Annotated in this window: 25 protein-coding genes and 1 riboswitch; of the genes, 7 read left to right on the plus strand and 18 right to left on the minus strand. The window is 75.4% G+C overall.

The window, feature by feature from the left end; genetic code table 11:
* Positions 1-167: 167 nt before the first annotated feature.
* Both DMP17_RS17310 and DMP17_RS17315 read right to left on the minus strand, forming a co-directional pair.
* Positions 168-1,109, minus strand: a complete 942-nt coding sequence (locus DMP17_RS17310) for a type IV toxin-antitoxin system AbiEi family antitoxin domain-containing protein (RefSeq protein WP_337830083.1) — start codon at positions 1,107-1,109, stop codon at positions 168-170.
* Positions 1,110-1,304: 195 nt separating this feature from the next.
* Positions 1,305-1,634 (minus strand): antibiotic biosynthesis monooxygenase, encoded by a 330-nt coding sequence (locus DMP17_RS17315; protein WP_226356015.1) that lies wholly within the window; start codon positions 1,632-1,634, stop codon positions 1,305-1,307.
* A 105-nt stretch (positions 1,635-1,739) separates the two neighbouring features.
* Between DMP17_RS17315 and DMP17_RS17320 the strand changes: the two genes are divergently transcribed.
* Positions 1,740-2,117, plus strand: a complete 378-nt coding sequence (locus DMP17_RS17320) for an ArsR/SmtB family transcription factor (RefSeq protein WP_020624590.1) — start codon at positions 1,740-1,742, stop codon at positions 2,115-2,117.
* The gene (locus tag DMP17_RS17325) at positions 2,114-2,566 is read left to right on the plus strand and encodes a Fur family transcriptional regulator (RefSeq protein WP_373324130.1); all 453 of its coding nucleotides are present in this window, start codon (positions 2,114-2,116) and stop codon (positions 2,564-2,566) included. The genes DMP17_RS17320 and DMP17_RS17325 overlap by 4 nt, the downstream gene beginning before the upstream one ends.
* A 10-nt stretch (positions 2,567-2,576) precedes the next feature.
* Here DMP17_RS17325 and DMP17_RS17330 read toward each other — a convergent pair whose 3' ends face one another.
* Positions 2,577-3,944: an aminotransferase class V-fold PLP-dependent enzyme gene (locus DMP17_RS17330; protein ID WP_337830084.1), complete on the minus strand. Its 1,368-nt coding sequence runs from the start codon at positions 3,942-3,944 to the stop codon at positions 2,577-2,579.
* A 43-nt stretch (positions 3,945-3,987) separates the two neighbouring features.
* A riboswitch (SAM riboswitch) is annotated at positions 3,988-4,102 on the minus strand.
* 74 nt (positions 4,103-4,176) lie between these two features.
* Between DMP17_RS17330 and DMP17_RS17335 the strand changes: the two genes are divergently transcribed.
* Positions 4,177-4,812 (plus strand): hypothetical protein, encoded by a 636-nt coding sequence (locus DMP17_RS17335; protein ID WP_226356013.1) that lies wholly within the window; start codon positions 4,177-4,179, stop codon positions 4,810-4,812.
* Positions 4,813-4,892: 80 nt separating this feature from the next.
* The gene (locus DMP17_RS17340; protein ID WP_226356012.1) at positions 4,893-5,093 is read left to right on the plus strand and encodes a DUF2795 domain-containing protein; all 201 of its coding nucleotides are present in this window, start codon (positions 4,893-4,895) and stop codon (positions 5,091-5,093) included.
* Positions 5,094-5,130: 37 nt separating this feature from the next.
* On the opposite strand, the gene DMP17_RS17345 is transcribed toward DMP17_RS17340, so the two are convergent.
* The 13 genes from DMP17_RS17345 to hrcA all read right to left on the minus strand — a co-directional run bounded on the left by DMP17_RS17345 (position 5,131) and on the right by hrcA (position 17,330).
* Positions 5,131-5,547, minus strand: coding sequence for a hypothetical protein (locus DMP17_RS17345; protein ID WP_226356011.1), 417 nt, complete (start codon positions 5,545-5,547; stop codon positions 5,131-5,133).
* The gene (locus DMP17_RS17350) at positions 5,544-6,329 is read right to left on the minus strand and encodes an isoprenyl transferase (protein ID WP_226356010.1); all 786 of its coding nucleotides are present in this window, start codon (positions 6,327-6,329) and stop codon (positions 5,544-5,546) included. The genes DMP17_RS17345 and DMP17_RS17350 overlap by 4 nt, the downstream gene beginning before the upstream one ends.
* A 34-nt stretch (positions 6,330-6,363) precedes the next feature.
* Positions 6,364-6,726, minus strand: coding sequence for a hypothetical protein (locus tag DMP17_RS17355; protein ID WP_062401510.1), 363 nt, complete (start codon positions 6,724-6,726; stop codon positions 6,364-6,366).
* A 223-nt stretch (positions 6,727-6,949) separates the two neighbouring features.
* Complete coding sequence (recO, locus tag DMP17_RS17360) at positions 6,950-7,786, minus strand: DNA repair protein RecO (protein ID WP_226365795.1); 837 nt, start codon at positions 7,784-7,786, stop codon at positions 6,950-6,952.
* Between the two features lie 20 nt (positions 7,787-7,806).
* Positions 7,807-8,709: a GTPase Era gene (gene era / locus DMP17_RS17365; RefSeq protein ID WP_224403076.1), complete on the minus strand. Its 903-nt coding sequence runs from the start codon at positions 8,707-8,709 to the stop codon at positions 7,807-7,809.
* Positions 8,706-9,938 carry an L-2-hydroxyglutarate oxidase gene (lhgO, locus tag DMP17_RS17370; protein WP_337830085.1) on the minus strand — a complete coding sequence of 411 codons (1,233 nt, stop codon included), beginning with the start codon at positions 9,936-9,938 and terminating at the stop codon, positions 8,706-8,708. The genes era and lhgO overlap by 4 nt, the downstream gene beginning before the upstream one ends.
* A gap of 114 nt (positions 9,939-10,052) precedes the next feature.
* Complete coding sequence (locus tag DMP17_RS17375) at positions 10,053-11,477, minus strand: hemolysin family protein (protein WP_226356007.1); 1,425 nt, start codon at positions 11,475-11,477, stop codon at positions 10,053-10,055.
* Between the two features lie 37 nt (positions 11,478-11,514).
* The gene (gene ybeY, locus DMP17_RS17380; RefSeq protein ID WP_226356006.1) at positions 11,515-12,060 is read right to left on the minus strand and encodes an rRNA maturation RNase YbeY; all 546 of its coding nucleotides are present in this window, start codon (positions 12,058-12,060) and stop codon (positions 11,515-11,517) included.
* Positions 12,061-12,151: 91 nt separating this feature from the next.
* A complete protein-coding gene (locus DMP17_RS17385) occupies positions 12,152-13,216 on the minus strand; it encodes a PhoH family protein (protein ID WP_226356698.1) in 1,065 nt (354 codons plus the stop codon).
* A gap of 132 nt (positions 13,217-13,348) precedes the next feature.
* Positions 13,349-14,245 (minus strand): alpha/beta hydrolase family protein, encoded by an 897-nt coding sequence (locus DMP17_RS17390; RefSeq protein WP_337830086.1) that lies wholly within the window; start codon positions 14,243-14,245, stop codon positions 13,349-13,351.
* Positions 14,246-14,338: 93 nt separating this feature from the next.
* Positions 14,339-15,094 carry a 16S rRNA (uracil(1498)-N(3))-methyltransferase gene (locus DMP17_RS17395; RefSeq protein ID WP_337830087.1) on the minus strand — a complete coding sequence of 252 codons (756 nt, stop codon included), beginning with the start codon at positions 15,092-15,094 and terminating at the stop codon, positions 14,339-14,341.
* A gap of 4 nt (positions 15,095-15,098) precedes the next feature.
* Positions 15,099-16,265: a molecular chaperone DnaJ gene (gene dnaJ, locus DMP17_RS17400; RefSeq protein ID WP_161151755.1), complete on the minus strand. Its 1,167-nt coding sequence runs from the start codon at positions 16,263-16,265 to the stop codon at positions 15,099-15,101.
* A gap of 45 nt (positions 16,266-16,310) precedes the next feature.
* A complete protein-coding gene (gene hrcA, locus DMP17_RS17405) occupies positions 16,311-17,330 on the minus strand; it encodes a heat-inducible transcriptional repressor HrcA (protein WP_226356003.1) in 1,020 nt (339 codons plus the stop codon).
* Between the two features lie 89 nt (positions 17,331-17,419).
* Here hrcA and DMP17_RS17410 point away from each other — a divergent pair, with 89 nt between their 5' ends.
* From DMP17_RS17410 to DMP17_RS17420, 3 genes are read left to right on the plus strand one after another with little or no spacing between them, the layout of a single operon-like run.
* A complete protein-coding gene (locus DMP17_RS17410) occupies positions 17,420-18,562 on the plus strand; it encodes a hypothetical protein (protein ID WP_337830088.1) in 1,143 nt (380 codons plus the stop codon).
* The gene (locus DMP17_RS17415) at positions 18,559-19,509 is read left to right on the plus strand and encodes an ABC transporter ATP-binding protein (RefSeq protein ID WP_337830089.1); all 951 of its coding nucleotides are present in this window, start codon (positions 18,559-18,561) and stop codon (positions 19,507-19,509) included. Before DMP17_RS17410 ends, DMP17_RS17415 begins: the two co-directional genes overlap by 4 nt.
* Positions 19,506-20,363, plus strand: coding sequence for an ABC transporter permease (locus DMP17_RS17420; protein ID WP_226365800.1), 858 nt, complete (start codon positions 19,506-19,508; stop codon positions 20,361-20,363). The genes DMP17_RS17415 and DMP17_RS17420 overlap by 4 nt, the downstream gene beginning before the upstream one ends.
* A 22-nt stretch (positions 20,364-20,385) precedes the next feature.
* Here DMP17_RS17420 and DMP17_RS17425 read toward each other — a convergent pair whose 3' ends face one another.
* Both DMP17_RS17425 and hemW read right to left on the minus strand, forming a co-directional pair.
* Positions 20,386-21,171 carry a lipase gene (locus tag DMP17_RS17425; protein ID WP_337830090.1) on the minus strand — a complete coding sequence of 262 codons (786 nt, stop codon included), beginning with the start codon at positions 21,169-21,171 and terminating at the stop codon, positions 20,386-20,388.
* Positions 21,168-22,361 carry a radical SAM family heme chaperone HemW gene (gene hemW, locus DMP17_RS17430; protein ID WP_374203870.1) on the minus strand — a complete coding sequence of 398 codons (1,194 nt, stop codon included), beginning with the start codon at positions 22,359-22,361 and terminating at the stop codon, positions 21,168-21,170. The genes DMP17_RS17425 and hemW overlap by 4 nt, the downstream gene beginning before the upstream one ends.
* Positions 22,362-22,745: the final 384 nt, after the last annotated feature.

Consider the following 22,745-nt stretch of genomic DNA (forward strand, 5'->3'; position numbering starts at 1 on the left):
CGGATACGGGGCGTCCCAGGTTACCGACCCGCCGTGCATCCCCACCCCCTGCCCCGCCCCCAGCCCCGCCGCGGTGGCTCCGACCGGCCGACCTCGCACAGGTTCCTGCGACCTCGCACACCCTGCAGAGGCTGCGAGGTCGCAGAACGGTCTGCGAGGTCGAGCGCTCACGCGGCACGGTCCAGGGCGCGGTGCAGGCGGGCGACGGTCGGGGCGAACGACGCCGCGCTGTGCAGGTCGGCCCACACCCAGCGCACCACCGCGACGCCCTCGGCCCGGATCGCGTCCTCCCGCAGCTTCTCCCGCCACAGGACCTCTTCGAGGTCGCCGCCGGGGTCGAGCCGCCGGCCGTACTTGATGCGCCCGTCGAACTCCCCCGCCACCCGGGCCTGCTCCCACCAGAAGTCGACCCGGCCGAGGAACCGTCCCGCCGGATCCCGAAGCTCCTGCTGGGTGGCCGGTGCGGGCAGGCCGCAGGAGTGGAGGAGGAGCCTGCTGCGGGTCTCCCCCGGGCCGTCCGCACCGCCGTCGGCCGCGGCGAGCACCCGGCGGGCGGCCGGGGTGCCGGGACGCCGCGCGGACCGGGCCACGGCGGCGGCGAGCTCGTCGGCGGTGACGGCTCCGGCGTGCAGCGCCGCGTCGGTGACCGCGACCGCCACGACGAAGGGCAGAGCGCGGGCCAGGTCGACGACCGTGCGCGGGACCGTCGTCACCGGGACGCCGTCGACGACGGTGATCTCGTCCGCGGCGAGCGTCGCCGCGTGGCACCGCGCCGACGGCGCCGTCCGCGCACCGCTGCGCCGGTTCCTGGTCACCTCCACCCGGTCGAGCGGGACCCGCCACAGCCCGATCCCGTGCGTCGCCGCCGCCGAGACGTGGCTGAACACCGCGTCCGGGGACAGGGTGCGGACCGCCGCACGCACCGTCTGCCGGTGTCGTTCCACCGGTCCGAGGTCACCGGCTCCGACGTAGGCGCCGCGACGCAGCCGGACGAGCCGGCCCGAGGCCCGGAGCCTGCGGAGCTCGTCGTCGCCCACCCCCGCCGCGACCAGGTCCCGGCGCAGCACCGGGGCGGGCGAACAGGGCGCCGGTCGCGGGTCGGAGTCCATGTCCCCACCGTCGCCGCGCACCGGGAGCGGGGGAAGCCCGTCACCCGTCCGGCTGTGGACGGTCCCGGCTCGCGCCGGGCGTCGAGCGCGCGCTGTGGACAACCAGGCCCCTCCGCCGCACCTCGCACACGTTCCTGCGACCTCGCACGCTCTGCAGCGGCTGCGAGGTCGCAGGAACGTGTGCGAGGTCGGAGGTCAGCTCAGCAGGCTGGGGTGGTGGACGGGGGTGGCGCGGGGGGTGACCGTGATCAGGGACTCGTAGGTCGCCTCGGTGGTCGTGTCGGCCTCGGCCAGCAGCGGGTGCACGTGCTCACGGACCTCGAACGGCCCCAGGGCGCGTCGGTAGGCGTCGACGGAGTCGAAGCGGACGGTCAGGACCCACTGCCCGGCGTCCTCGATCGCCCGGCCCGCCTCACCCCCGCGGCAGCCCGGCCGGGCGGCCAGGAGCTCCAGGGCACGGGCCGCGCGCGTGGTGAACGCGGACTCCTCGGAGGGGGACACGCGGAAGCGGCAGACCAGCAGCACGGCGCGACGATAACGAACACGCCTACCATGTCGGGTGCGGCCGGCACGGCACAGCAGCGCCGGGGGGTGTGGCCGCCGCCTCCGGGGAACGGACGGGTCCACCACATGTCTGCCGCAGCCCAGACCACGCACGCACCGGGAGCCGGCCCGGGTGCGGACGACGACCACCACCCCGCGCCCGAGCCCGGCCCGACCCGCGACCCGCGCACCCTCGCCGCCGCGGGCGACCTGCTGCGGGCACTCGCCGCACCGGTCCGGATCGCCATCGTCCTGCAGCTGCTGGAACACTCCCGGTGCGTCCACGACCTGGTGGACGCGCTCGGGGTCACCCAGCCCCTGATCAGCCAGCACCTGCGGGTCCTCAAGGCCGCCGGGGTGGTCGAGGGCGAGCGGAAGGGCCGTGAGGTGCTGTACTCGCTGGTGGACGACCACCTGGCGCACATCGTGGTGGACGCCGTCGCCCACGTCGAGGAGGACACGTGACGGAGACGACCGACCGGACGACCGCGGCGACGATCACACAGCGGTCCACCGCCGGGCCGCGCGGCATCCGCGCCACCCGGCAGCGGGCCGCCGTCACCGCGCTGCTCGACCGCCTGGAGGACTTCCGGTCCGCCCAGGAGATCCACGAGGAGCTGCGGCGCGCCGGTGAGGGCATCGGCCTGACCACGGTCTACCGGACCCTGCAGACCCTCGCCGACGGCGGCGAGGTCGACGTGCTGCGGGTCGCGTCCGGCGAGGCGGTCTACCGGCGCTGCGAGACAGAGCACCACCACCATCACCTGGTGTGCCGCCGGTGCGGCGCCGCCGTCGAGATCGAGGGCCCCGCGGTGGAGTCCTGGACCGAGTCGGTCGCGCAGAAGCACGGCTTCACCGAGGTGTCGCACACCCTGGAGATCTTCGGCCTCTGCGGCCGCTGCTCGGCGGGCTGACGCCCCGGGCTCAGTCCCCGCAGCCGGGGACGGCGGGCAGCTCCCGGTCCCGGGCGAACGGGTCGGCCGGGCGCGGGTCCGGGGTGGGCGCCCACCGGCCGTCGACGAGAGCGTAGGTCCAGGCCGGACCGCGCCGCGCCAGGTCGGTCAGCGCGTCGACCAGCCGGTCGACGTCGGAGGGGCCGGTGCGCAGGCCCAGCGAGGCGCGCACCGCGTCGCCGCCGCCGGTGAGCCGCTCCAGCAGCGGGTGCGCGCAGAACCGCCCGTCGCGGACACCGATGCCGTACTCGGCGGACAGCGCCGCCGCGACGAGGCCCGCGGGCAACTCGCCGAGGGTGAACGAGACGGTCGCGGTGCGGTCGGCGTCGGGCCCGTCGTCGAAGCAGGACAGGACCCGCAGGCCGGGGGCGGTCGCCAGGCCCGCGCGCAGCCGGGCGGCGAGCTCGCGCTCGTGGGCGGGCACGGCGTCGTCGATCAGGTCCTCGAGGGTGCGGCAGGCCGCGCCCAGCGCAGCGGCGCCGAGCACGTTCGGGGTGCCGCCCTCGTGGCGCTGCGGTGCGGGCAGCCACTCGGTGACGGTCTCCCCACCGGCCACGGCGACCGAGCGGACCGCTCCCCCGCCCGCGACGTGCGGCTCGGCGGCGTCGAGCCAGTCCCGGCGACCGACGAGGACCCCGGCGCCGTAGGGCGCGTAGAGCTTGTGCCCGGACAGCGCGACGTAGTCCGCGCCCCACCCGGCCAGGTCGACGCGCCGGTGCGGGGCGAGCTGCGCGGCGTCGACGCACAGCCGGGCGCCCGCGGCGTGCGCGATCCGGGCGATCTCGGCGACCGGGAGGAGCTCGCCGGTCACGTTGGACGCACCGGTGACCGCGACCAGCGCGGCGTCGGGACGGGCGGCGAGCTCGGCCCGCAGCGCGTCGAGGGTCGCGGCGATGCTGCGACCGGCCCGCACGACCCGGTGCTCGGCGCCGCCGGTACCGCCCCGCCAGGCCAGCAGCGTCGCGTGGTGCTCCAGGTCGAGGGTCACCACCGGGCCGGGCACGGCGCGGGCGAGCAGGCCGAGCGCGTCGGTGGTGTTGCGGGTGAACACCACGACGTCGTCGGCGCGGGCCCGGACGAACCGGGCGACGTCGGCGCGGGCGTTCTCCACCAGGGCGGTGCAGACCTTCGAGGTCCAGCCGGCGCCGCGGTGCACGCTGCCGTGGTAGGGCAGCACCTGCGCGACGTGCGCGGCGACGCTCTCCAGCGCCGGCGCCGACGCGGCGGAGTCGAGGTCGCAGTAGCGGGCCCACCCGCCGTCGACGAGCGGGACGGTGAGGTCCGCGCCGACGACACGGGGCAGCGCGTGCTGGACGGAACGCGACAGGGCGAGGGTCATGATCGGGCCTCCGGCCGATCTCGGGGACCCGGCGTGGCGCACGGATCCGCGCTTGCCGACTGCGGGTGTCGCGTCGGCCCGGTCATCACCCGGGGCACCCCACCGCGGAGGAGGGTTGCCGTCCAGCGAGCCGGGGCTTCGCGCTGGCACTCGTGACCTTCGCCGCCGAAGCTAGCACACCGTCTCAGAAGGAGACACCGTGACCGTCGCCACCCCGGATAGCGTCTGAACGATGACCGACACGCAACCCGCCCCGGGCACGGTACGGCGGATCGACGTCCCGGAGTCCGGCGAGCTTGCCCAGCTGGCGGCGGTGTTCGACGACCTGCAGTACGTGCTGCAGTGCTGCGAGCACCTGGTGACCGCGCTCGGCGGTCCGGAGTCCGGCCCGGTCCGGGTGGCCGCCGACCCGGCCCTGGTCGAGGCACTGTGGACCGGCGCGGTGATCGGCTACGTGCGCTGCTTCTCCGGCCGCACCAAGACCCTCACGAAGGACGACCTGTCCACCCTGGAGCTCGAGGGTGACGTCACCGGGTTCCACGACATGATGTCGACGCTGCGCGACCACTACGCGTCGCGGCACGTCAACCCGCGTGAGTCCTACGAGATCGGCGTCGCCCAGTCCAACGACGGCGCCCCGCGCGGTGTCGCGGTCGTCTCCACCCCGCGCCCCCAGGTCGACGAGACCACGGTGCGGCTGCTCGGCCGGGTCGCCTACGGCCTGTCCGGGCTGGTGGACGCGCGGATGACCAAGGCCCAGAACGACGTGCTGGGCGTGGCGCACGCGATGACCGCGGGCCAGCTGGCGGCGCTGCCGATCGTGCACCTCAGCGACGCCGGGGAGGCGGACCCCGCCGGGGAGGGCTGACCGTCGTGCGGCCGTCCCGTGCATGGACGGCCGCACACCGGCTATCCGGTCACCGAACGTCCACGACGAGAGGTGACCCCATGACATCCCGTACGACGACCGCCGACGCCGTCCGCAGCGCCCTGCACGGTCTCGAGTTCCCCGCCTCCAAGGACGACCTGGCGTGGACCGCCGAGCGCAACGGCGCCGACGCCGCGACGGTCGAGGCCCTGCGTTCGGCACCGGCCGAGGACTACACCTCGGTCGACGCCGTCGTCGCGGCCGTCGACACCGGCGAGTGACGGGTCCGGCCGGGGGTGCGCCCCCGGCCGGGCGGTCTCAGCTCCCGACCAGCTCCGCGCGCATGCTCGACGCCGAGGACACGACCAGCATCAGCAGGGTGCCCATCGGCCCCTCGCCCAGCCCGGCCGCGGGGAAGGCGTAGCGCAGCGTCACGTCCCAGCCGCGCTCGCCGCGCACCACCCGGGGCGTGCCGAACAGGCCCTCCCCCACCCCGAGGCCGACCCGTCGCGGCACGTCGTGCTCCGGGTCCGCGGACTCCGGCAGGTCCCACGCGACGACGCAGGTCAGGTTGAGGACCGGCAGGCCCTCCTCCAGCTCGGTGCCCTGCACCACGCACAGCACGCCGCCGTGGGCGAAGGTCAGCGCGCCGTCGTCGTCGGTGGTGACGTCGTGGAACCGCTCCAGCGCACCCTTGGCGGTGGCGAGCATCCCGGAGATCACATCGGTGGTCACGGTGTCACTCCCGTCGTGGCGTCCACGGCTCCCCCGAAACGCCGGTCCCGGCGCGCGTAGATCTCGATCGCCTGCCAGATGTGGCGGCGGTCGAAGTCCGGGAACAGCGTGTCCAGGAAGACCATCTCGGCGTAGGCGCTCTGCCAGAGCAGGAAGTTCGACGTCCGCTGCTCCCCCGAGGAGCGCACGAACAGGTCGACGTCGGGCATGTCCGGCTCGTCGAGGTACCGGGCCAGCATCCGCTCGTCGATCTTGTCGGGGTTGATCCGGCCCTCCGCGGCGAGCCGGGCGAGCTGCCGCACCGAGTCGACGATCTCGGCGCGGCCGCCGTAGTTGACGCACATGGTCAGGTTCAGCACGTCGTTGCCGCGGGTGCGCTCCTCGGCGATCTCCAGCTCCTTGATCACCGAGCGCCACAGCCGCGGGCGCCGGCCCGCCCAGCGGACCCGGACCCCCATCGCGTCCATCTCGTCGACGCGGCGGCGGATCACGTCGCGGTTGAAGCCCATCAGGAACCGGACCTCGTCGGGGCTGCGCCGCCAGTTCTCGGTGGAGAACGCGTACGCCGACAGCCAGCGCACGCCCAGGTCGATGCAGCCGCGGGCGACGTCCATCAGCGAGGCCTCGCCCCGCTTGTGGCCCTCCGTGCGGGGCAGGCCGCGGGCGTTGGCCCAGCGGCCGTTGCCGTCCATCACGAGGGCGACGTGGCGCGGCACCAGCTCCGGCGGGATCGCCGGGGGCCGGGCACCGGACGGGTGCGGTGCGGGAGGCTGGAACGGCACGTCGCCGACCTTACGTCGGGGACGGCGGACGGGTTCAGTCGCGGTGGTCGGGCTGCGGCCAGGCCGGCACGGCCGGGTCCTCCAGCCGCTCGATGGTCTCGCGCAGCCGGCGCATCCCGCGGTGCCCGCGGATCCGGTCGGCCTCCGACATCGGCTCGGACTCGTCGGGCCGGATCACCGGCAGCATCGGGATGGCCGGCCACGCGCCGTCCTCGGTGCGGGCCCGGACCTGACGCATCGCGCGGGTCGGCCCGTCCTGCGGGGACTCCGGCATCGCCTCGGTGCGGACCGGGAACTGCTGGGTGGGCGGCACCGGGATGCGCTGCGTGGCGGCCGGGAGACGGTGGGTGCGACCGGTGTGGTCGTCGTCCGGCGGCGGGGTGTGGGGTCGGTTCACGACTGCCTCTCCGACGGGGCTGGGGTCCCCTCGATCACAGGAGCGTAACGAGACGGCGGAACCGGTTGCCCGTCGAAAGCGACGATCACCCGGTGGAGTCGGCGGAAGTCCCGTGCGACGCGACCGGCGGCACCGCGACGGGCGGCGCGCCCGCACGTCAACCGCTCGACGAAGCGGACGGGCCGCTCACGGCACCCCACACGGGGACGAAAGTCTGATCGGACTAGCCAGGGAGGGCGTCCGGGGGTGTCGCCGCTCCGCCGTCCGGCGGTTCCGGGGCGGGCCCCGGCACCCCGGGTGCGACGACGGCGGCGGGCCGGACCCGGGCGCGGCGGTCGACCAGGGGCAGCGAGCGCAGCTGCCGCTCCAGGTGCCACTGCAGGTGCGCCGCGACCAGGCCGCTGGCCTCACGCCGGGTCGGGGTGCCCGAGGCGTCCGCGGTGTCCCAGTCGCCGTGCAGCAGCGCGGACAGCAGGGCCACCGTCTCGGTCGCCGGGGTCACCGAGCCCGGCGGGCGGCAGCGCGGGCACACCATGCCGCCGCCGGCGACGGTGAACGACCGGTGCGGGCCGGGCGTCGCGCAGCGCGCGCACTCCGACAGCGACGGCGCCCACCCCGCGTGGCTCATCGCCCGCAGCAGGAACGCGTCGAGCACCAGGGCCGGTTCACGGGCGCCGTCGGCCAGCGCCCGGGTGGCGCCGAGCAGCAGCAGGTACACCCGCAGGCTCGGCTCACCCTCCTCGGACACCAGCCGGTCCGCGGTCTCCAGGATCGCGCAGCCGCAGGAGTACGCCGACCAGTCCGCGACGATCGCCGGGGCGAACGCGTCGACGGTCTGGGCCTGGGTGACCACGTCCAGCGTGCGGCCGGTGTAGCACTGGACGTCGACGTGGTTGAACGGCTCCAGCCGGGCACCCCACCGCGACCGGGTGCGGCGCACGCCCTTGGCGACCACCCGGATCTTGCCGTGCTGACGGGTCAGCATCGTGATGATCCGGTCCGCCTCGCCCAGCTTCTGCACCCGGAGCACGATCCCGGTGTCGCGGTAGAGCTGGGCCACGCACCCAGTCTAGGTCCTGCTCAGAACCCCAGCTTGCGCAGCTGCTTCGGGTCCCGCTGCCAGTCCTCGGCGATCTTCACGTGCAGGTCGAGGTGCACCCGGGTGCCCAGCAGCTTCTCGATCTGGCGACGGGCGTCGCTGCCGACCTGCTTGAGCCGGGCACCGCCCTTGCCGATCACGATGCCCTTCTGGCTGGACCGCTCGACGTAGATGATCGCGTAGATCTCCAGCAGGTCCTTCTTCTCGATCGTCTCCTCGACGACGACGGCGATCGAGTGCGGCAGCTCGTCGCGCACGCCCTCCAGCGCCGCCTCCCGCACGAGCTCGGCGACGAGCACGTCGGTCGGCTCGTCGGTGAGGTCGCCGTCCGGGTAGAGCTGCGGGCCCTCCGGCAGCAGCCCGACCAGCAGGTCCGAGAGCAGCGACACCTGGAAACCCGACCGCGCCGAGGTCGGCACGACCTCGGTGAACTCCATCAGGGCCGACACCTCGGTGAGCCGCTCGGCGACCTGCTCGGGGCGGGCGGTGTCGGTCTTGGTGACGACGGCGACCACCGGGGTGTGCGCGGCGATCCGCCGCAGCTCCTCGGCGATGAACCGGTCGCCCTTGCCGACCTTCTCGTTGGCGGGCACGCAGAACCCGACGACGTCGACCTCGGACCAGGTCTCGCGCACCAGGTCGTTGAGCCGTGACCCGAGCAGGGTCCGCGGGCGGTGCAGCCCCGGGGTGTCGACCAGGACGATCTGGGCGTCCGGGCGGTGCACGATCCCGCGGATCGCGTGCCGGGTGGTCTGCGGGCGCGAGGAGGTGATCGCGATCTTCTCCCCGACCAGCGCGTTGGTCAGCGTCGACTTGCCGGCGTTGGGCCTGCCGACGAAGCAGGCGAACCCGGACCGGAAGCCCTCGGGCTGTGCGCCGGTCACGCCGCACCCAGCCGGTCGAGGATCTCGCGGCCGATCGGCAGGGCCGCCGTCGCCGCCGGGGAGGGTGCGTTCAGCACGTGCAGGATCGAGCCGGGGCGGCCCGCGCCGTCCGGACCGGCCTGGTCGAGGAACAGGAAGTCGTCGACCAGGGTGCCGTCGGCCTTCACCGCCTGGGCCCGCACCCCGGCGCCGGCCGGGTGCAGGTCGGAGGCGGTGACGTCGGGCAGCATCCGCTGGATCTGGCGGACCATCGCCCGCGTCGACAGCGAGCGGCGGACCTCGCCGATGCCGTAGCGCCAGTGCGTGCGCGCCACCCTCACCATGCCCGGGTAGGTCAGCGTGCCCAGCAGCTCCTTCGGCCTGACCGTGCGCCAGTCGTAGCCCTCTCGGGCCATCGCGAGCACGGCGTTCGGGCCGGCGTGGACGGTGCCGTCGATGCCGCGGGTGGCGTGCACCCCGAGGAACGGGAACGCCGGGTCGGGCACCGGGTAGATCAGGCCGCGGACCAGCGAGGCGGCCCGCTCGGAGAAGCCGGAGTACTCGCCGCGGAACGGCACGATCCGCACCCCGGGGTCGGCGCCGGCCAGGCGGGCGAGCTCGTCGCAGCGCAGGCCGCCGCAGACGACCGCGCGGGTGCCGAGCAGGTCACCGCGGGTGGTGCGCACGACGACGTCGGACGGGCGGCGGGCGAACCCGGTGACGGTGCGGCCCAGGTGGACCTCACCGCCGTTCTTCTCCACCAGCTCGCCCAGCTTCTCCGCGACCAGCCGGTAGTCGGTGATCCCGGTCGAGGGCACCCACAGCGCGGCGAGACCGCGGACGTCGGGCTCGTAGGTGCGGATGCCGTGCTCGTCGAGGCGGTGGTTCTCCACGCCGTTGGCGTCGCCGCGGCGGGCCAGCTCGTCGAGCCGGGGCAGCTCCTCGGGCTCGGTCGCGACGACGAGCTTGCCGCACACCTGGTGCGGCAGGTCGTGCTCGCGGCAGAACGCGATGGTCTCGGCACACCCGGCGACGGCCAGGCGGGCCTTGTAGCCGCCCGGCGCGTAGTACAGCCCGGAGTGCACGACGTTGGAGTTGTTGCCGGTCTGGTGGTTCGCCAGGCGCTGCTCACGCTCGACGACGGCGACGCTGAGCCCGTTGCGGGTGGCGGCGTACGCGGTGGCCAGGCCGACGATCCCACCGCCGACGACGACCAGGTCGTAGCGCGGTGTCGTGGGCAGCCCGGTCACCGGGCACGCTCCGCGGGGATGGTCGTGCGGGCAGCCATCAGGTCCTCCTCGCGTCCCACCCGTGGCGGGACGGTCACGTCCGTCGGTCGCTCCCCGTGGCCGGGGACGGCCAGGTCAGTGCCGGTCGGCGCCGGCGTGCTCGGTGGGGTCGCCCGCGACGTGGTCGGGCACGTCGGACTCCCGGGTGTCCCCGCGCGGCTCGTCGTGGTCGGTGTCCTCGGTCTCGGCCGGCTCCAGCGGGCTGACCAGCACCGAGGTGATGCGGACACGGCCGCGGGCGTCCTTGCCGCCCTCGCCCTGCAGCCGCAGCAGACCGTCCAGCTCGGCGGTGGCGCCGGGCAGCGGCACCTTGCCCAGCCGCTGGGCGAGCAGCCCGCCGACGGTGTCGACGTCGGCGTTCTCCAGCGCCTCGTGCAGCTCGTCCTCGCGCGGGGTACCGCGGAACCGGCCGGCGAACAGCTCCTCGAGGTCCTCGGCGGGCAGCCGGGCGGAGACCCGGAAGGCGCCGTCGGAGGCCTCGGCGACCTCGGGCACCTCCTCGGTGTCGTACTCGTCGGTGATCTCGCCGACGATCTCCTCCAGGATGTCCTCGATCGTCACCACGCCCGCGGTGCCGCCGTACTCGTCGACGACGACGGCCATGTGGTTGCGGGTGCGCTGCATCTCGCGCATGAGGTCGTCGCTGCGCTTGGAGTCCGGCACGAAGGCCGCGGGGCGCAGGATGTCGAGCAGCGGGACCTCCCGCTCGCCGCGCCGGGCCTCCTCGCGGGCCCGGACCAGGTCCTTGAGGTAGGCGATGCCGATGACGTCGTCCACGCCCTCGCCGAGCACCGGGATGCGCGAGTAGCCGCTCTTGAGCGCCAGGCGCAGCACCTTCTCCACCGGGGTGTCGCGCTCGGTCCAGATCAGGTCCGGCCGCGGCACCATGATGTCGCGGACCGGGGTCTCCCCCAGCTCGAACACCGAGTGGATCATCTTGCGCTCGCCCTCGTCGACCACGCCGCGGTTGCTGGCCATGTCGACGAGCTCGCGCAGCTCGACCTCGGTGGAGAACGGGCCGTCGCGGAAACCGGGGCCCGGGGTGATCGCGTTGCCCAGCAGGATCAGCAGCTTGGCCAGCGGGGACAGCACGACGCCGATCGCGCGGATCGGGCCCGCGAGCAGCAGCCCGATCCGGTACGGGTGCTGGCGGCCCAGCGTCCGCGGGCCGACACCGATCAGGACGTAGCTGGCGAGCACCATGAGCACGCCGGTGAGCAGCAGCCCGATCCAGGTGGCGGAGAACAGCGGCGCGAGCGCGAGGGCCAGCAGGATGATCGCGACCGTCTCGCAGGTGACCCGCAGCAGCATCAGCAGGTTGACGTGCCGCGGCCGGTCCGCGACGACGGCGGCGAGCGCCTTCGCGCCGGCGCGGCCGGCGCGCACCACGGCGTCCACCCGGGCGCGCGAGATCGACATGAGGGCCGAGTCCGCGGCGGCGAACACCCCGGCCAGCAGCACGAGCAGGACCGTCGCGACGATCAGCCAGACGGTGGTCACTTCTGCTCCTCGGAGAACGTGGTCGTGGGTCTTCCGGTCACCGGCCGGACTCGTCCTCGAAGCCGGCGGCACCGAGCAGGCGGTCGTCGCTGCGCTTCTGGGCGTCCCGGGCGCGCTCGCGGGCCCGGTCCTCCCGCCAGCGGACCAGCAGCCGGTTCTGCAGCGCGAACATCTCGCGCTCGTCCTCGGGCTCGAGGTGGTCGTACCCCAGCAGGTGCAGGATGCCGTGCACGGTCAGCAGGTGCAGCTCGTCGGCCAGGGTGTGCCCGGCCTTGCGCGCCTGGTCCCGGGCGAAGGCCGGGCAGAGCACGACGTCGCCGAGCAGGGCGGGGCCCAGGTCCGGCGCGTCGGGGCGCCGGGTGTCCTCGGCGAGGGAGTCCATGGGGAACGCCATGACGTCGGTGGGGCCGGGCTCGTCCATCCAGCGGACGTGCAGCTCCTCCATCGCGTCCAGCCCGACGGCGGTGATCGCCAGCTCGGCGGACGGGCTCACCTTCATCGCGTCCAGCGCGTACCGGGCGACCGACACGATCTGCGCCTCGTCGACCGTGATCCCGGACTCGTTGACGACCTCGATGCTCACGCCGCCGCTGCCCTGCCCCTGCTCGCCGATACGGATGTAGGGGGCAGCCTAGACGGCCGTACCGACGGTCCCGGTGCCACCCGCCCCCCGGTCACCGCCGCCGGTCGGGACGCCGCGCGGGGCCGTTGCGGGGTGCGCCGTTGCCGACGGCGGCCGTGCGGTGCTCGGACGCGTCGAACCGGGCGTAGGCGTCGACGATGTCGGACACCAGGCGGTGCCGGACCACGTCGGCGCTCTCGAGCCGGGAGAAGTGCACGTCGTCGACGCCGTCGAGGATGTCCTGCACGACGGCCAGGCCGGACCGGGCGTTGCCCGGGAGGTCGACCTGGGTGATGTCGCCGGTCACCACGATCCGCGAGCCGAAGCCGAGCCGGGTGAGGAACATCTTCATCTGCTCGGGCGTGGTGTTCTGCGCCTCGTCGAGGATGATGAACGCGTCGTTCAGGGTCCGGCCGCGCATGTACGCCAGCGGCGCGACCTCGATCGTCCCGGCGGCCATCAGCTTCGGGATGGACTCGGGGTCGAGCATGTCGTGCAGCGCGTCGTAGAGCGGGCGCAGGTACGGGTCGATCTTCTCGAACAGCGTGCCGGGCAGGTAGCCCAGCCGCTCCCCCGCCTCGACCGCGGGCCGGGTCAGGATGATCCGGTTGACCTGCTTGGCCTGCAGCGCCTGCACGGCCTTGGCCATCGCCAGGTAGGTCTTGCCGGTACCGGCCGGGCCGATGCCGAAGACGATCGTGAACGCGTCGATGGCGTCGACGTAGCGCTTCTGGTTGAGCGTCTTGGGCCGGATGGTCTTCCCGCGCCGGGACAGGATGTCCAGGCTCAGCACCTCGGCCGGGGACTCGCCCAGGCGCTCGTCGGCGGTGTTCTCCGCCGAGAGCATCTGCACGGTGCGGCGCACGGTGTCCGCGCCGACCAGCTGGCCGCGCTCGGCCAGGGTGATCAGCTCGGTGAAGACCCGCTCGGCGAACGCGACGTCGCCCGGGTCCCCGGACAGGGTCAGCTCGTTGCCGCGGACGTGGACGTCGGCGGTCAGCTCCTCCTCGGCGGCGCGCAGGCTCTCGTCGCGCGAGCCGAGCAGGGACAGCAGGGCGGTGTCCGGCACGGCCATCCTCGACCGGACGGTCCCGCCCGGTGCCGCGGTGGACCGCAGGTCGGTCCGGGGGGTGGAGCCGGGTTCGGTGCCGGTCAAGAGTGTGTTCGCCTGCCTCGTACGTCGGGTCGCCGGACTGCGCCGATCGTACCGGTCGGACCGCCGACGGCACCCGCGGATTCTCCCCGCGGATCAGGCGGGGGTGCTCAGCCGTTCCACGGCCTGCAGCGCGGCGGCCCAGCCGGGGTGGGCGACGTCGATGAGCTGCAGGTGGTTCGCGCCCTCGACCCGCACGAGCTCCGACCGGTCCCCGGCGGCCGTCGCCGCGGCGACGAAGTCCTCGCTCTGGGAGAGCGGGACCACCTCGTCGGCGGTGCCGTGCACGCACACCGACGGCACCCCGAGCGGGACGGCCTCCAGCGGGCTGGTCGCCCGGAAGCGGGCCGGGTCGGCGCCCGGGGTCGCCGCGACGAGGTCGGCGACGGCGCCGTCGCCGAGCAGCATCCCGCCGGCCAGGTCGAGCACCCCGGCCAGCGAGACCACCCCGGCCGGGCGGACCACGGGCGTCGCGCCCGGGTCGCCGGGGGCGAGCTTCGCGCGCATCGCCAGCCAGCTCGCGAGGTGCCCGCCCGCCGAGTGCCCGAGCACGACGAGCCGGCGCAGGTCGAGCCGGGTGGAGCGCAGGGTGGCGAGGTGGTCGGCGGCCATCGCGACGTCGTCGAAGGTGGAGGGCCAGCCACCGCCGGCGTCCACCTTCCGGTACTCGATGTTCCAGACCGCGAAGTTCGCCGCGACCAGCGCGTCGACGACCGGGCGCATGATCGTGAGGTCGGTGCCGGCCCGCCAGAACCCGCCGTGCACGACGATGACGGCGCCGCGGGGCAGGTCCCGGCTCGCCGGGAAGGTCAGCTCGCCGAACTGGTCGGGCTGGCCGCCGTAGGCCATCCGCTCGGTCCGCGGGGCGGTCTCGTCGCGCGGGGGCCGCCGCGGGGCCGCGGGGGCGTCGTTGCCGCAGGCGCCGAGCAGCGGGGCGGCGGCGAGGCCGGCCAGCAGCGCGCGGCGTCCGATCCGGGGAGCGTGGTCACTCACGCGGCGGATGATGACACCCGCGCCCCGTCCCCGACGACCGGTTCGCCGGATCGTGACCGGCGTCCGCGGGTGGCGGTGACGCGACCGGACGGCTCAGCGGGCCCAGCGGCCGGTGCGCACGGCGAGCGCGCCGAGCGCGACGCAGGCCGCGGTGGAGGCCCGCAGCACCTCCGGCCCCATCCGGACCGGGACGGCGCCGGCCTCGGCGAGGCGGTCGAGCTCGGCGTCGTCGACGCCGCCCTCCGGTCCGACGGCGAGCAGCACCTCCCCCGCCGCGGGCAGCGTGACCGAGGCGAGGTCCTCGCCCGCGGACTCGTGCAGCACCAGCGCGGTGTCGGCGGCACCGACCCGGGCGGCGAGCTGCGCGGTGGTCACCGGGTCGGCGACGTCGGGCTGCCACGGGCGGCGGGCCTGCTTGGCGGCCTCGCGGACGGTGGACCGCCAGCGTTCGAGGGCCTTCGCGCCGCGCGGGCCGTCGTCCCAGCGGGTGACGCAGCGGGCCGCCTTCCAGGGGACGAACCCGTCGGCGCCGGCCTCGGTGGCGGTCTCCACGGCGAGCTCGCCGCGGTCGCCCTTGACCAGCGCCTGCGCGACGACGACGCGGACCGCGGGTGCGGGCACCCGGGTCACCTCGTGCAGCCGCACGGTCAGCGCGTCCCGCCCGGCGACATCGACGACCTGGGCGCGGGCGAGCCCGCCCCGGCCGTCGGACAGCACCAGCGCCTCGCCGGGGCGCAGCCGTCGCACGGTCGCGGCGTGGCGCCCCTCCGGGCCGTCGAGCACCGTGTCGGAGCCCGGGCCCGGGAGGGACGCGACGTCGTCGACCAGGAACAGCGGCGCCGTCGTCACCGGGTCAGCGTCCGGTCCAGCTGTCGCGCAGCTTGGAGAACAGGCCGTGCCCGTTGCGGGAGCCGCCGATCAGGTCCGGCTGCTCCTCACCGCGCAGCTCGGCGAGCCGGCGCAGCAGGTCGGTCTGCTCCTTGTCCAGCCGGGTCGGCACCGCCACCTCGACGTGCACGAGGAGGTCGCCGTGGCCGTCGATGCGCCCGGTGGAGCGCAGCCGGGGCATGCCCTTGCCGCGCAGCGTGCGGACCGTGCCGTGCTGGGTGCCCGCCTCGACGTCGATCTCGGCGACCGAGCCGTCGAGCAGCGGCAACGGCAGCGTGGTGCCGAGCGCGGCCGCGGTCATCGGCAGCGGGAGCGTGCAGTGCAGGTCGGCGCCGTCGCGGGTGAACAGCTCGTGCGGCGCCTCCTCCACCTCGACGTAGAGGTCACCGGCGGGACCGCCGCCGGAGCCGACCTCGCCCTGGCCGGACAGGCGCACCCGCATGCCCTCGGCGACGCCCGCCGGGATCTTGACGGCGACGGTGCGCCGCGACCGGACCCGGCCGTCGCCCGCACACTGGCGGCAGGGGTCGGGGATGACCTCGCCGAACCCGCGGCAGGTCGGGCAGGGCCGTGCGGTGACGACCTGCCCGAGGAACGAGCGCTGCACGCTCTGGATCTCCCCGGAGCCGCCGCAGGTGTCGCAGGCGGTGGGGTGGGTGCCCTCGGCGCAGCCGGAGCCCTGGCACTGGGTGCACAGGACCGCGGTGTCGACGGCGAGGTCGCGCTGCACACCGGCGGCGCAGTCCTCCAGCGTCAGCTCCATCCGGATCAGCGCGTCGGCGCCGGGCTGGACCCGGCTGCGCGGGCCGCGCCCGCGTCCGCCGCCGGCGGTGCCGCCGAAGAACGCGTCCATGATGTCGCTGAACCCGCCGAACCCGGCGAACGGGTCACCGCCGCCACCACCCCCGCCGCGGGCGTCGAGGGGGTCGCCGCCGAGGTCGACGACCCGGCGCTTCTCCGGGTCGGTCAGCACCTCGTAGGCGGCGCTGACCTCCCGGAACCGCTCCTGTGCCGCGGGGTCGGGGTTGACGTCCGGGTGCAGCTCACGGGCGAGCTTGCGGTACGCCCGCTTGATCTCCGAGGCGTCGGCGCCGCGCTCGACGCCCAGGATCCCGTAGTAGTCGCGTGCCACCTGGCTCTTTTCCTCAATGAAGTACGTACAACAACGATGAAAGGTCTACCGACCGGTCAGGATCTCACCCACGTACCGGGCGACCGCATGCACCGCCGAGATCGTGCCCGGGTAGTCCATCCGGGTCGGTCCGACGACGCCCATCCCGCCCAGCGGGGTACCCGATCCGTACCCCACCGTGACCACGGACGCGGTGCGCAGGTCCTCGGCCTCGTTCTCCTCGCCGATCCGGACCGTGACCAGCCCGGAGTCCTGCGAGGCCGCGAGCAGCCGCATGACCACGACCTGCTCCTCCAGGGCCTCCAGGACCTGGCGCAGCGAGCCGGGGAAGTCGGCGTGGCTGCGGGTCAGGTTCGCCGTGCCGCCCAGCACCATCCGCTCCTCGGGGTGCTCGACGAGGGTCTCGATGAGCACCGTCGCGAGGTGCAGCAGCGGGGTGCGCAGGTCCTCCGGCGCGGTGTCGGGCAGCTCGGCGACGGCCGCGGAGGCCTCGGCGAGCTTGCGGCCGTTGAGGGCGTTGCCGAGCATCTCGCGCAGCCGGGCGACGTCGGTGTCGGCGAGCACGTCCCCCAGGTCGACGACGCGCTGGTCGACGCGCCCGGAGTCGGTGATCAGCACCAGCATCAGCCGGGCCGGGGTCAGCTGCACGACCTCGAGGTGGCGGACCGTGGAGCGGGTGAGCGTCGGGTACTGCACGACGGCGACCTGGCGGGTCAGCTGCGCGAGCAGCCGCACCGAGCGGCGCAGCACGTCGTCGAGGTCGACCGCGCCGTCCAGGAACGTCTGCACGGCCCGCTTCTCGGCCGACGACAGCGGCTTGACCTGCGAGATCCGGTCGACGAACTGCCGGTAGCCCTTGTCGGTGGGGATCCGGCCCGCGCTGGTGTGCGGCTGCGCGATCAGGCCGTCCTCCTCGAGGACGGCCATGTCGTTGCGCACCGTCGCGCTCGACACCCCGAGGTTGTGCCGGTCGACGATGGCCTTCGAGCCCACGGGCTCCTGCGTCGACACGTAGTCGGCCACGATGGCCCGCAAAACGGCGAACCGCCGCTCGTCGGCGTTCATCTCCTCGCACCTCCCCCGGTGTGCCCCGTCCATCCTAGGCGCCGTCGTGGCCGCGCGGCCGGGGCACGCGGCGTGGCACGGTGGGTGGGGTGATGTCCGCACGCCGCTTCGGCCGGCGCTCCCTGCTCGTCGGTGCCGGTGCCGTCGCCCTGGTCGCGGCGGGCACGACCGACCGCTGGCTCCCCGTCGGCGACGTCGCCGGGACCTCGGACCCGGTCGCGCTGCGGGCCCGGATCCTGGCGGGTGTCGTCCCCCACTCCGGCCTGGCGACGGCGACCGGCCGGCTCGGGCTGCCCACCGTCGCGCCGATCGGGTCCGCGGCCCGGCTGCTGTCCACGACCACCCGGATCCGCGTGCAGGTCGCCGACGCGGGCCGCTGGCGGGTCGACGAGCTGACCCCGGTCGGCGAGGTCGACACCTACCGCGACGGACAGGTCGAGCGGATCTGGGACTACGGCGCGAACCGGCTGACCACGGTCTCCCCGCTCGCCCCGGTGCGGTTCCCGCGGGCCTCGGACCTCGCCCCGGCCGACCTGGCCCGCCGGCTGCTCGGCGCGACCCCCGGCGACCCGGTGACGGCGCTGCCGGCACGGCGGGTGGCCGGGCTGGCCACGGCCGGGCTGCGGGTGACCCCGGCCGACCCGGACAGCCTGGCCGGGCGGATCGACGTGTGGTCGGTCCCCGTCGGCGACGGCGCCCTCCCGGTCGCGGTCGAGATCGCCGCCCGGGACGGCGCGGGCCCGCTCCTGGAGACGGCGTTCGAGGCGCTGGACACCGCCGCACCGCGGGCCGCGGCGCTGGTCCCGGCGCCGCCGTCGTCGGCGGAGCGGGTGCGGGCCCGTCCCGACGACCTGACCGGCTCGCTGCGCGGGGTCGGCGCGGTGCCCCCGCCGGACCGGCTGGCCGGCCGGGACCGGGTGGAGCTGCCGGTGTCCGGGGACGTCCCGGCCGCCGAGCTGCTGCCCGGGGTCGGTGTCTACGGCACCGGGGTCGGCCGGTTCGTGCTGGTCCCGGCCGGGCCGGAGGTCGTCGACGGGATCGTGCGCGGCTCGGCCGCCGCGGGCGGGGTGGACGTGCCGGGCCTGCCCGGCGGCTCGGCCGCCCGGGTGGCGACGCCGCTGCTCAGCCTGGTCGTCGCCCGTCGGCGACGGCGCGGGGTGCTGCTGGCCGGGACGGTGCGGCCCGGTGTGCTGGAGTCCGCCGCCGTCGAGCTGATGGGGACCCGCCGGTGAACGACCCGGTGCTCGCGACGCACGCCCTGACCAAGCGGTTCGGCCGGGTCACCGCCGTCGACGGCGTCGACCTGGCGGTGCCCGCCGGCTCCCGGTTCGGGCTGCTGGGCCCGAACGGCTCCGGCAAGACGACGCTGGTGCGGATGCTGCTCGGGCTGGTGCACGCCACCTCGGGGTCGATCGAGGTGCTGGGCTCGCCGATGCCGCGGGCCGCCCGCACGGTGCTGCCGCGGGTCGGTGCGCTGGTCGAGTCCCCCGCCGCCTGGCCGGGGCTGTCGGGCCGGGCGAACCTGACCCTGCTCGACGCGGCGGGCTCGGTGGGCGGCCCGCTGCACCGGCCCGCCGACCGGCGGCGACGCGTGCAGGAGGCCCTGGAGCAGGTCGGCCTGGGCGGGGTCGACCGCCGCCCGGTGCGGGCCTACTCGCTGGGGATGCGCCAGCGCCTGGGCATCGCCTCGGCGCTGCTGCGCTCCCCGGAGCTGCTGCTGCTCGACGAACCGACCAACGGCCTGGACCCGCGGGGCATCGGCGAGATGCGCGCCCTGCTGACCGCGCTGAACGAACGGGGCACGACCGTGGTGCTGTCCAGCCACCTGCTCGCCGAGGTGGAGACGCTGTGCACCCGGGTCGGGGTGATGGACGCCGGGCACCTCGTGCTCACCCAGGACCTCGACGAGCTGCGGGCGCCGACCGGCCGGGTCGTCGTCTGCACCCCGGCCCCGGCGGCCGCGGCGCGGGTGCTCGGCCGGGCGCTGGAGTCCGCCGACGGCGACCGGCTCGTGGTCCGCTCCGTCGACCCCGTCGACCTCAACGCGCACCTGGTGCGGGCCGGGGTGCCGGTGGCGTCGCTGGAACCGGAGCGTCGCACCCTGGAACAGGTGGTGCTGGAACGGACCGGTGACGGCTCGGACCGGGTGGCGACGGCCGGGCCGGGGGTGGCGCGGTGATCCTCGTCGAGCTGGCGCTGCTGCTGCGCCGCACCCGGGTGTGGCTGTGCTGGCTGCTGTTGTGCGCGCTGCCGGCGCTCGTCGCGGTGGTCGTGTCGGCCACCGGGATCCTCCCGCCGCCCGGGCAGGGGCCGGCGTTCCTCTCCGCGGTCGCGACGAACGGGCAGATCTTCCCGGCGTTCGCGCTGGCGCTGGTGCTGCCGATCCTGCTGCCGATCACCGTGGCGGTGGTCGCCGGGGACACCGTCGCCGGGGAGGCTGCCGCGGGGACCCTGCGCTACCTGCTGATCCGGCCGGTCGGGCGGCTGCGGCTGCTGGTGGCGAAGCTGGTGTCGGTGGCGTTCTTCGTGGTCACCGCGGTGACACTGGTGGTGCTGACGTCCTACGCGGTGGGGATCGCGGTGTTCGGCACCGGCACCACCACCGCCACCGGTGGCCTCACCCTGCCCCCGGTCGACGCCGGGCCCGGCTCGGTCGCGTCGCTGTCCGGGACGGTGATCGAACCGGTGGACCTGGCGACCCGGACCGGGCTGACCGTGGCCTACCTGGCGCTGTGCATGCTCACCCTGGGCGCGCTGGGGATCTTCTTCTCCACCCTGACCGACTCGCCGCTGGCGGCGGCGCTGGCGGTGCTCGCGGTCGTGGTGACCAGCGCGTCGCTGCAGGCCCTCGACGCCTCGGCCGCCTTCGTCGAGTTCCTGCCGACGGCGCACTGGCTGGCCTGGATCGACCTCTACCGCGACCCGGTCCTCTACGACGCCGCCCGCACCGGGGCGTGGGTGCAGGCGGGCTGGGTCGCCGTCGCCGTCGGAGCGGCGTGGGCGAACCTGGCGACCAAGGACATCGCGAGCTGAGTGCCCGCCGCGCCGGCCCGCCTCAGCCCGCGGCGCGCAGGGTGCCGCAGGCGGCCGGGGCCTGCTCGATCGGTGCGGTGGACAGGGCACGGACGACCAGGCCGATCACGGCGTCGTCGGCGTGCAGGCCGCCGTGGCCCACGGTCGAGCCCGGGCACAGCTGCTGGAGCTCCACGTTGACCGCACCGTCGAGGCGGGCCGAGGTGGGCGGGGTGACGACCTGGTCGCGGTCGGTCCACACCGACAGCCAGGGCACCGCCGTCCCGGCCCCGGCGAGCTCGCCCAGCAGCGCCGACCCCGGGGCGAGCTGACGGCAGGCCTGCGGGCAGGCCTCCGGGGCGACGGCCGCGGCGGAGCCGGCCACCGTCGTCCCGGCCAGCGGGGAGCCGATCGACACGATCCGCCGGGCCCGGGCCGGGCCGTCGTCGCGGATCGCCCACAGCCCCGCGACGACGCCGCCCGCGGAGTAGCCGACGACGTCGACCGACGGCGCCCCGCCGTCGGTGGCGACGGTGACCGCGCGGTCCAGCACCGCCACCTGCCGGTCGAGGTCGCCGGTGCCGTCGCCGTCGAGGGCCAGGACGCGCGCGTCGCGGCCCTGGGCGCGCAGGGCCCCGGCGAGGACCTCCAGGCCGGTGCGGTCGCCGCCGTAGCCGGGGACGAGCAGGACCGGGCCCGGCCGGTCCTGGGCGACGGGCCCGCCCGCGCCGCGGGACCCCTCGGGCAGGGCCGCGACGACCGCGGCCACCACGCCGACCGCCACCAGCAGGGCGACGACGACCAGCAGCGCCCGGCGGCGCGGGCTCACCGGGCCCCCGCCGGGGCGTCGTCGGCGATCAGCAGGTCGGTGACGACCCGGTCGGCCAGCAGCCGTCCGCGGTCGGTCAGCACCGCGCGGCCCGCGGCGTGCGCCGCAAGGTCCAGCAGCCCCTCGGCGACGGCGCGGGCGGCGGCCGCGCGACCGCCGTCGCGCAGCAGGGTCAGGGCCATGCCCTCGGCGAGCCGCAGCCGCAGCATCACCCGCTCGGTGTGCCGCTCGTCCGCGGTGAGCTCCTCGCGCCCGCCCTCGGGGGTCTCCCCCGCGGCGAGCGCGCCGGCCCAGCGCGCCGGGTGCTTCACGTTCCACCAGCGCGTCCCGGCCAGGTGGGAGTGGGCTCCGGGGCCGATCCCCCACCAGTCGCCGTCGCGCCAGTAGCCCAGGTTGTGCCGGCACTCGGCGCCGGGCAGCGACCAGTTCGACACCTCGTACCAGGACAGCCCGGCATCGCGCAGCCGCGCGTCGAGCAGCTCGTAGCGGGTGGCGGCGACGTCGTCGTCGGGGGCGGGCAGCTCCCCGCGGCGGACCCGGCGGGCCAGCGCGGTGCCGTCCTCGACGATGAGCGCGTAGGCCGAGACGTGGTCCACCCCCGCGTCGAGGACGGCGTCGGCGGAGGCGCGCAGGTCGTCGTCGGTCTCGCCGGGGGTGGCGTAGATCAGGTCCAGGTTGACGTGGCCGAACCCGGCGGCCCGGGCCTCCCGGGCGGCGGCGACGGCGCGCCCCGGGGTGTGCGTGCGGTCCAGTACGGCGAGCACGTGCGGGGCTGCGGACTGCATGCCCAGCGAGATGCGGGTGAACCCGCCGGCCCGGAGCCGATCGAAGAACTCCGGCGAGACCGACTCGGGGTTGGACTCGGTGGTGACCTCGGCGTCCTCGGCGAGCGGGAGGTGCTCGCGGACCGCGTCGAGCATCGCGACGAGCCGGTCGGCGCCGATCAGCGACGGGGTGCCGCCGCCGACGAACACCGTCTCCACGGTGCGGTCCCCCACCGTGCGGGCGGCGAGCGCGATCTCGGTGCGGGCGGCGGCGAGCCAGCCGTCCGGGGACGCGGCGTCGCCCGCGAGCTCGGAGGCGGTGTAGGTGTTGAAGTCGCAGTAGCCGCAGCGGGTCGCGCAGAACGGCACGTGGACGTAGAGCCCGAAGGCCGGCGGCACGGAGGTCACGTCCGGCGAGTGTGCCACCGCCGGGCCGGTCGGTGCCGGGCGCACCTCGGGCCCGGACCGCTCCCCGGCAGGTCCGGGGCGCGCGGACGGGCCGGTCACGACGGGGGTGGCATCCGGGACCCCCGCGGTGGACGATGGGTTCCACCGCGCCCGTGACCCGGGGATTCCGGGTGAACCGGACACCGCACTGCGAACGTCCGGACCTATCCGCCCACCTCTCCCAGGATGCGAACATCACTTTGTGGCAGGTCCGGACACCGTGGCACCCTGTATCCGTGCCCGCACTCCGTCTCCGCCTCGTGGCGCGTCGCCACGTGGACCTGAACCGGACCCGTAGCGCGCTCTGTCGTCGTCGCTGACCCGACGGCCCCCTCCCGAACCGCCCCGGGCCGCTCCGTGCCC

Source organism: Pseudonocardia sp. TMWB2A (assembly GCF_017312135.1).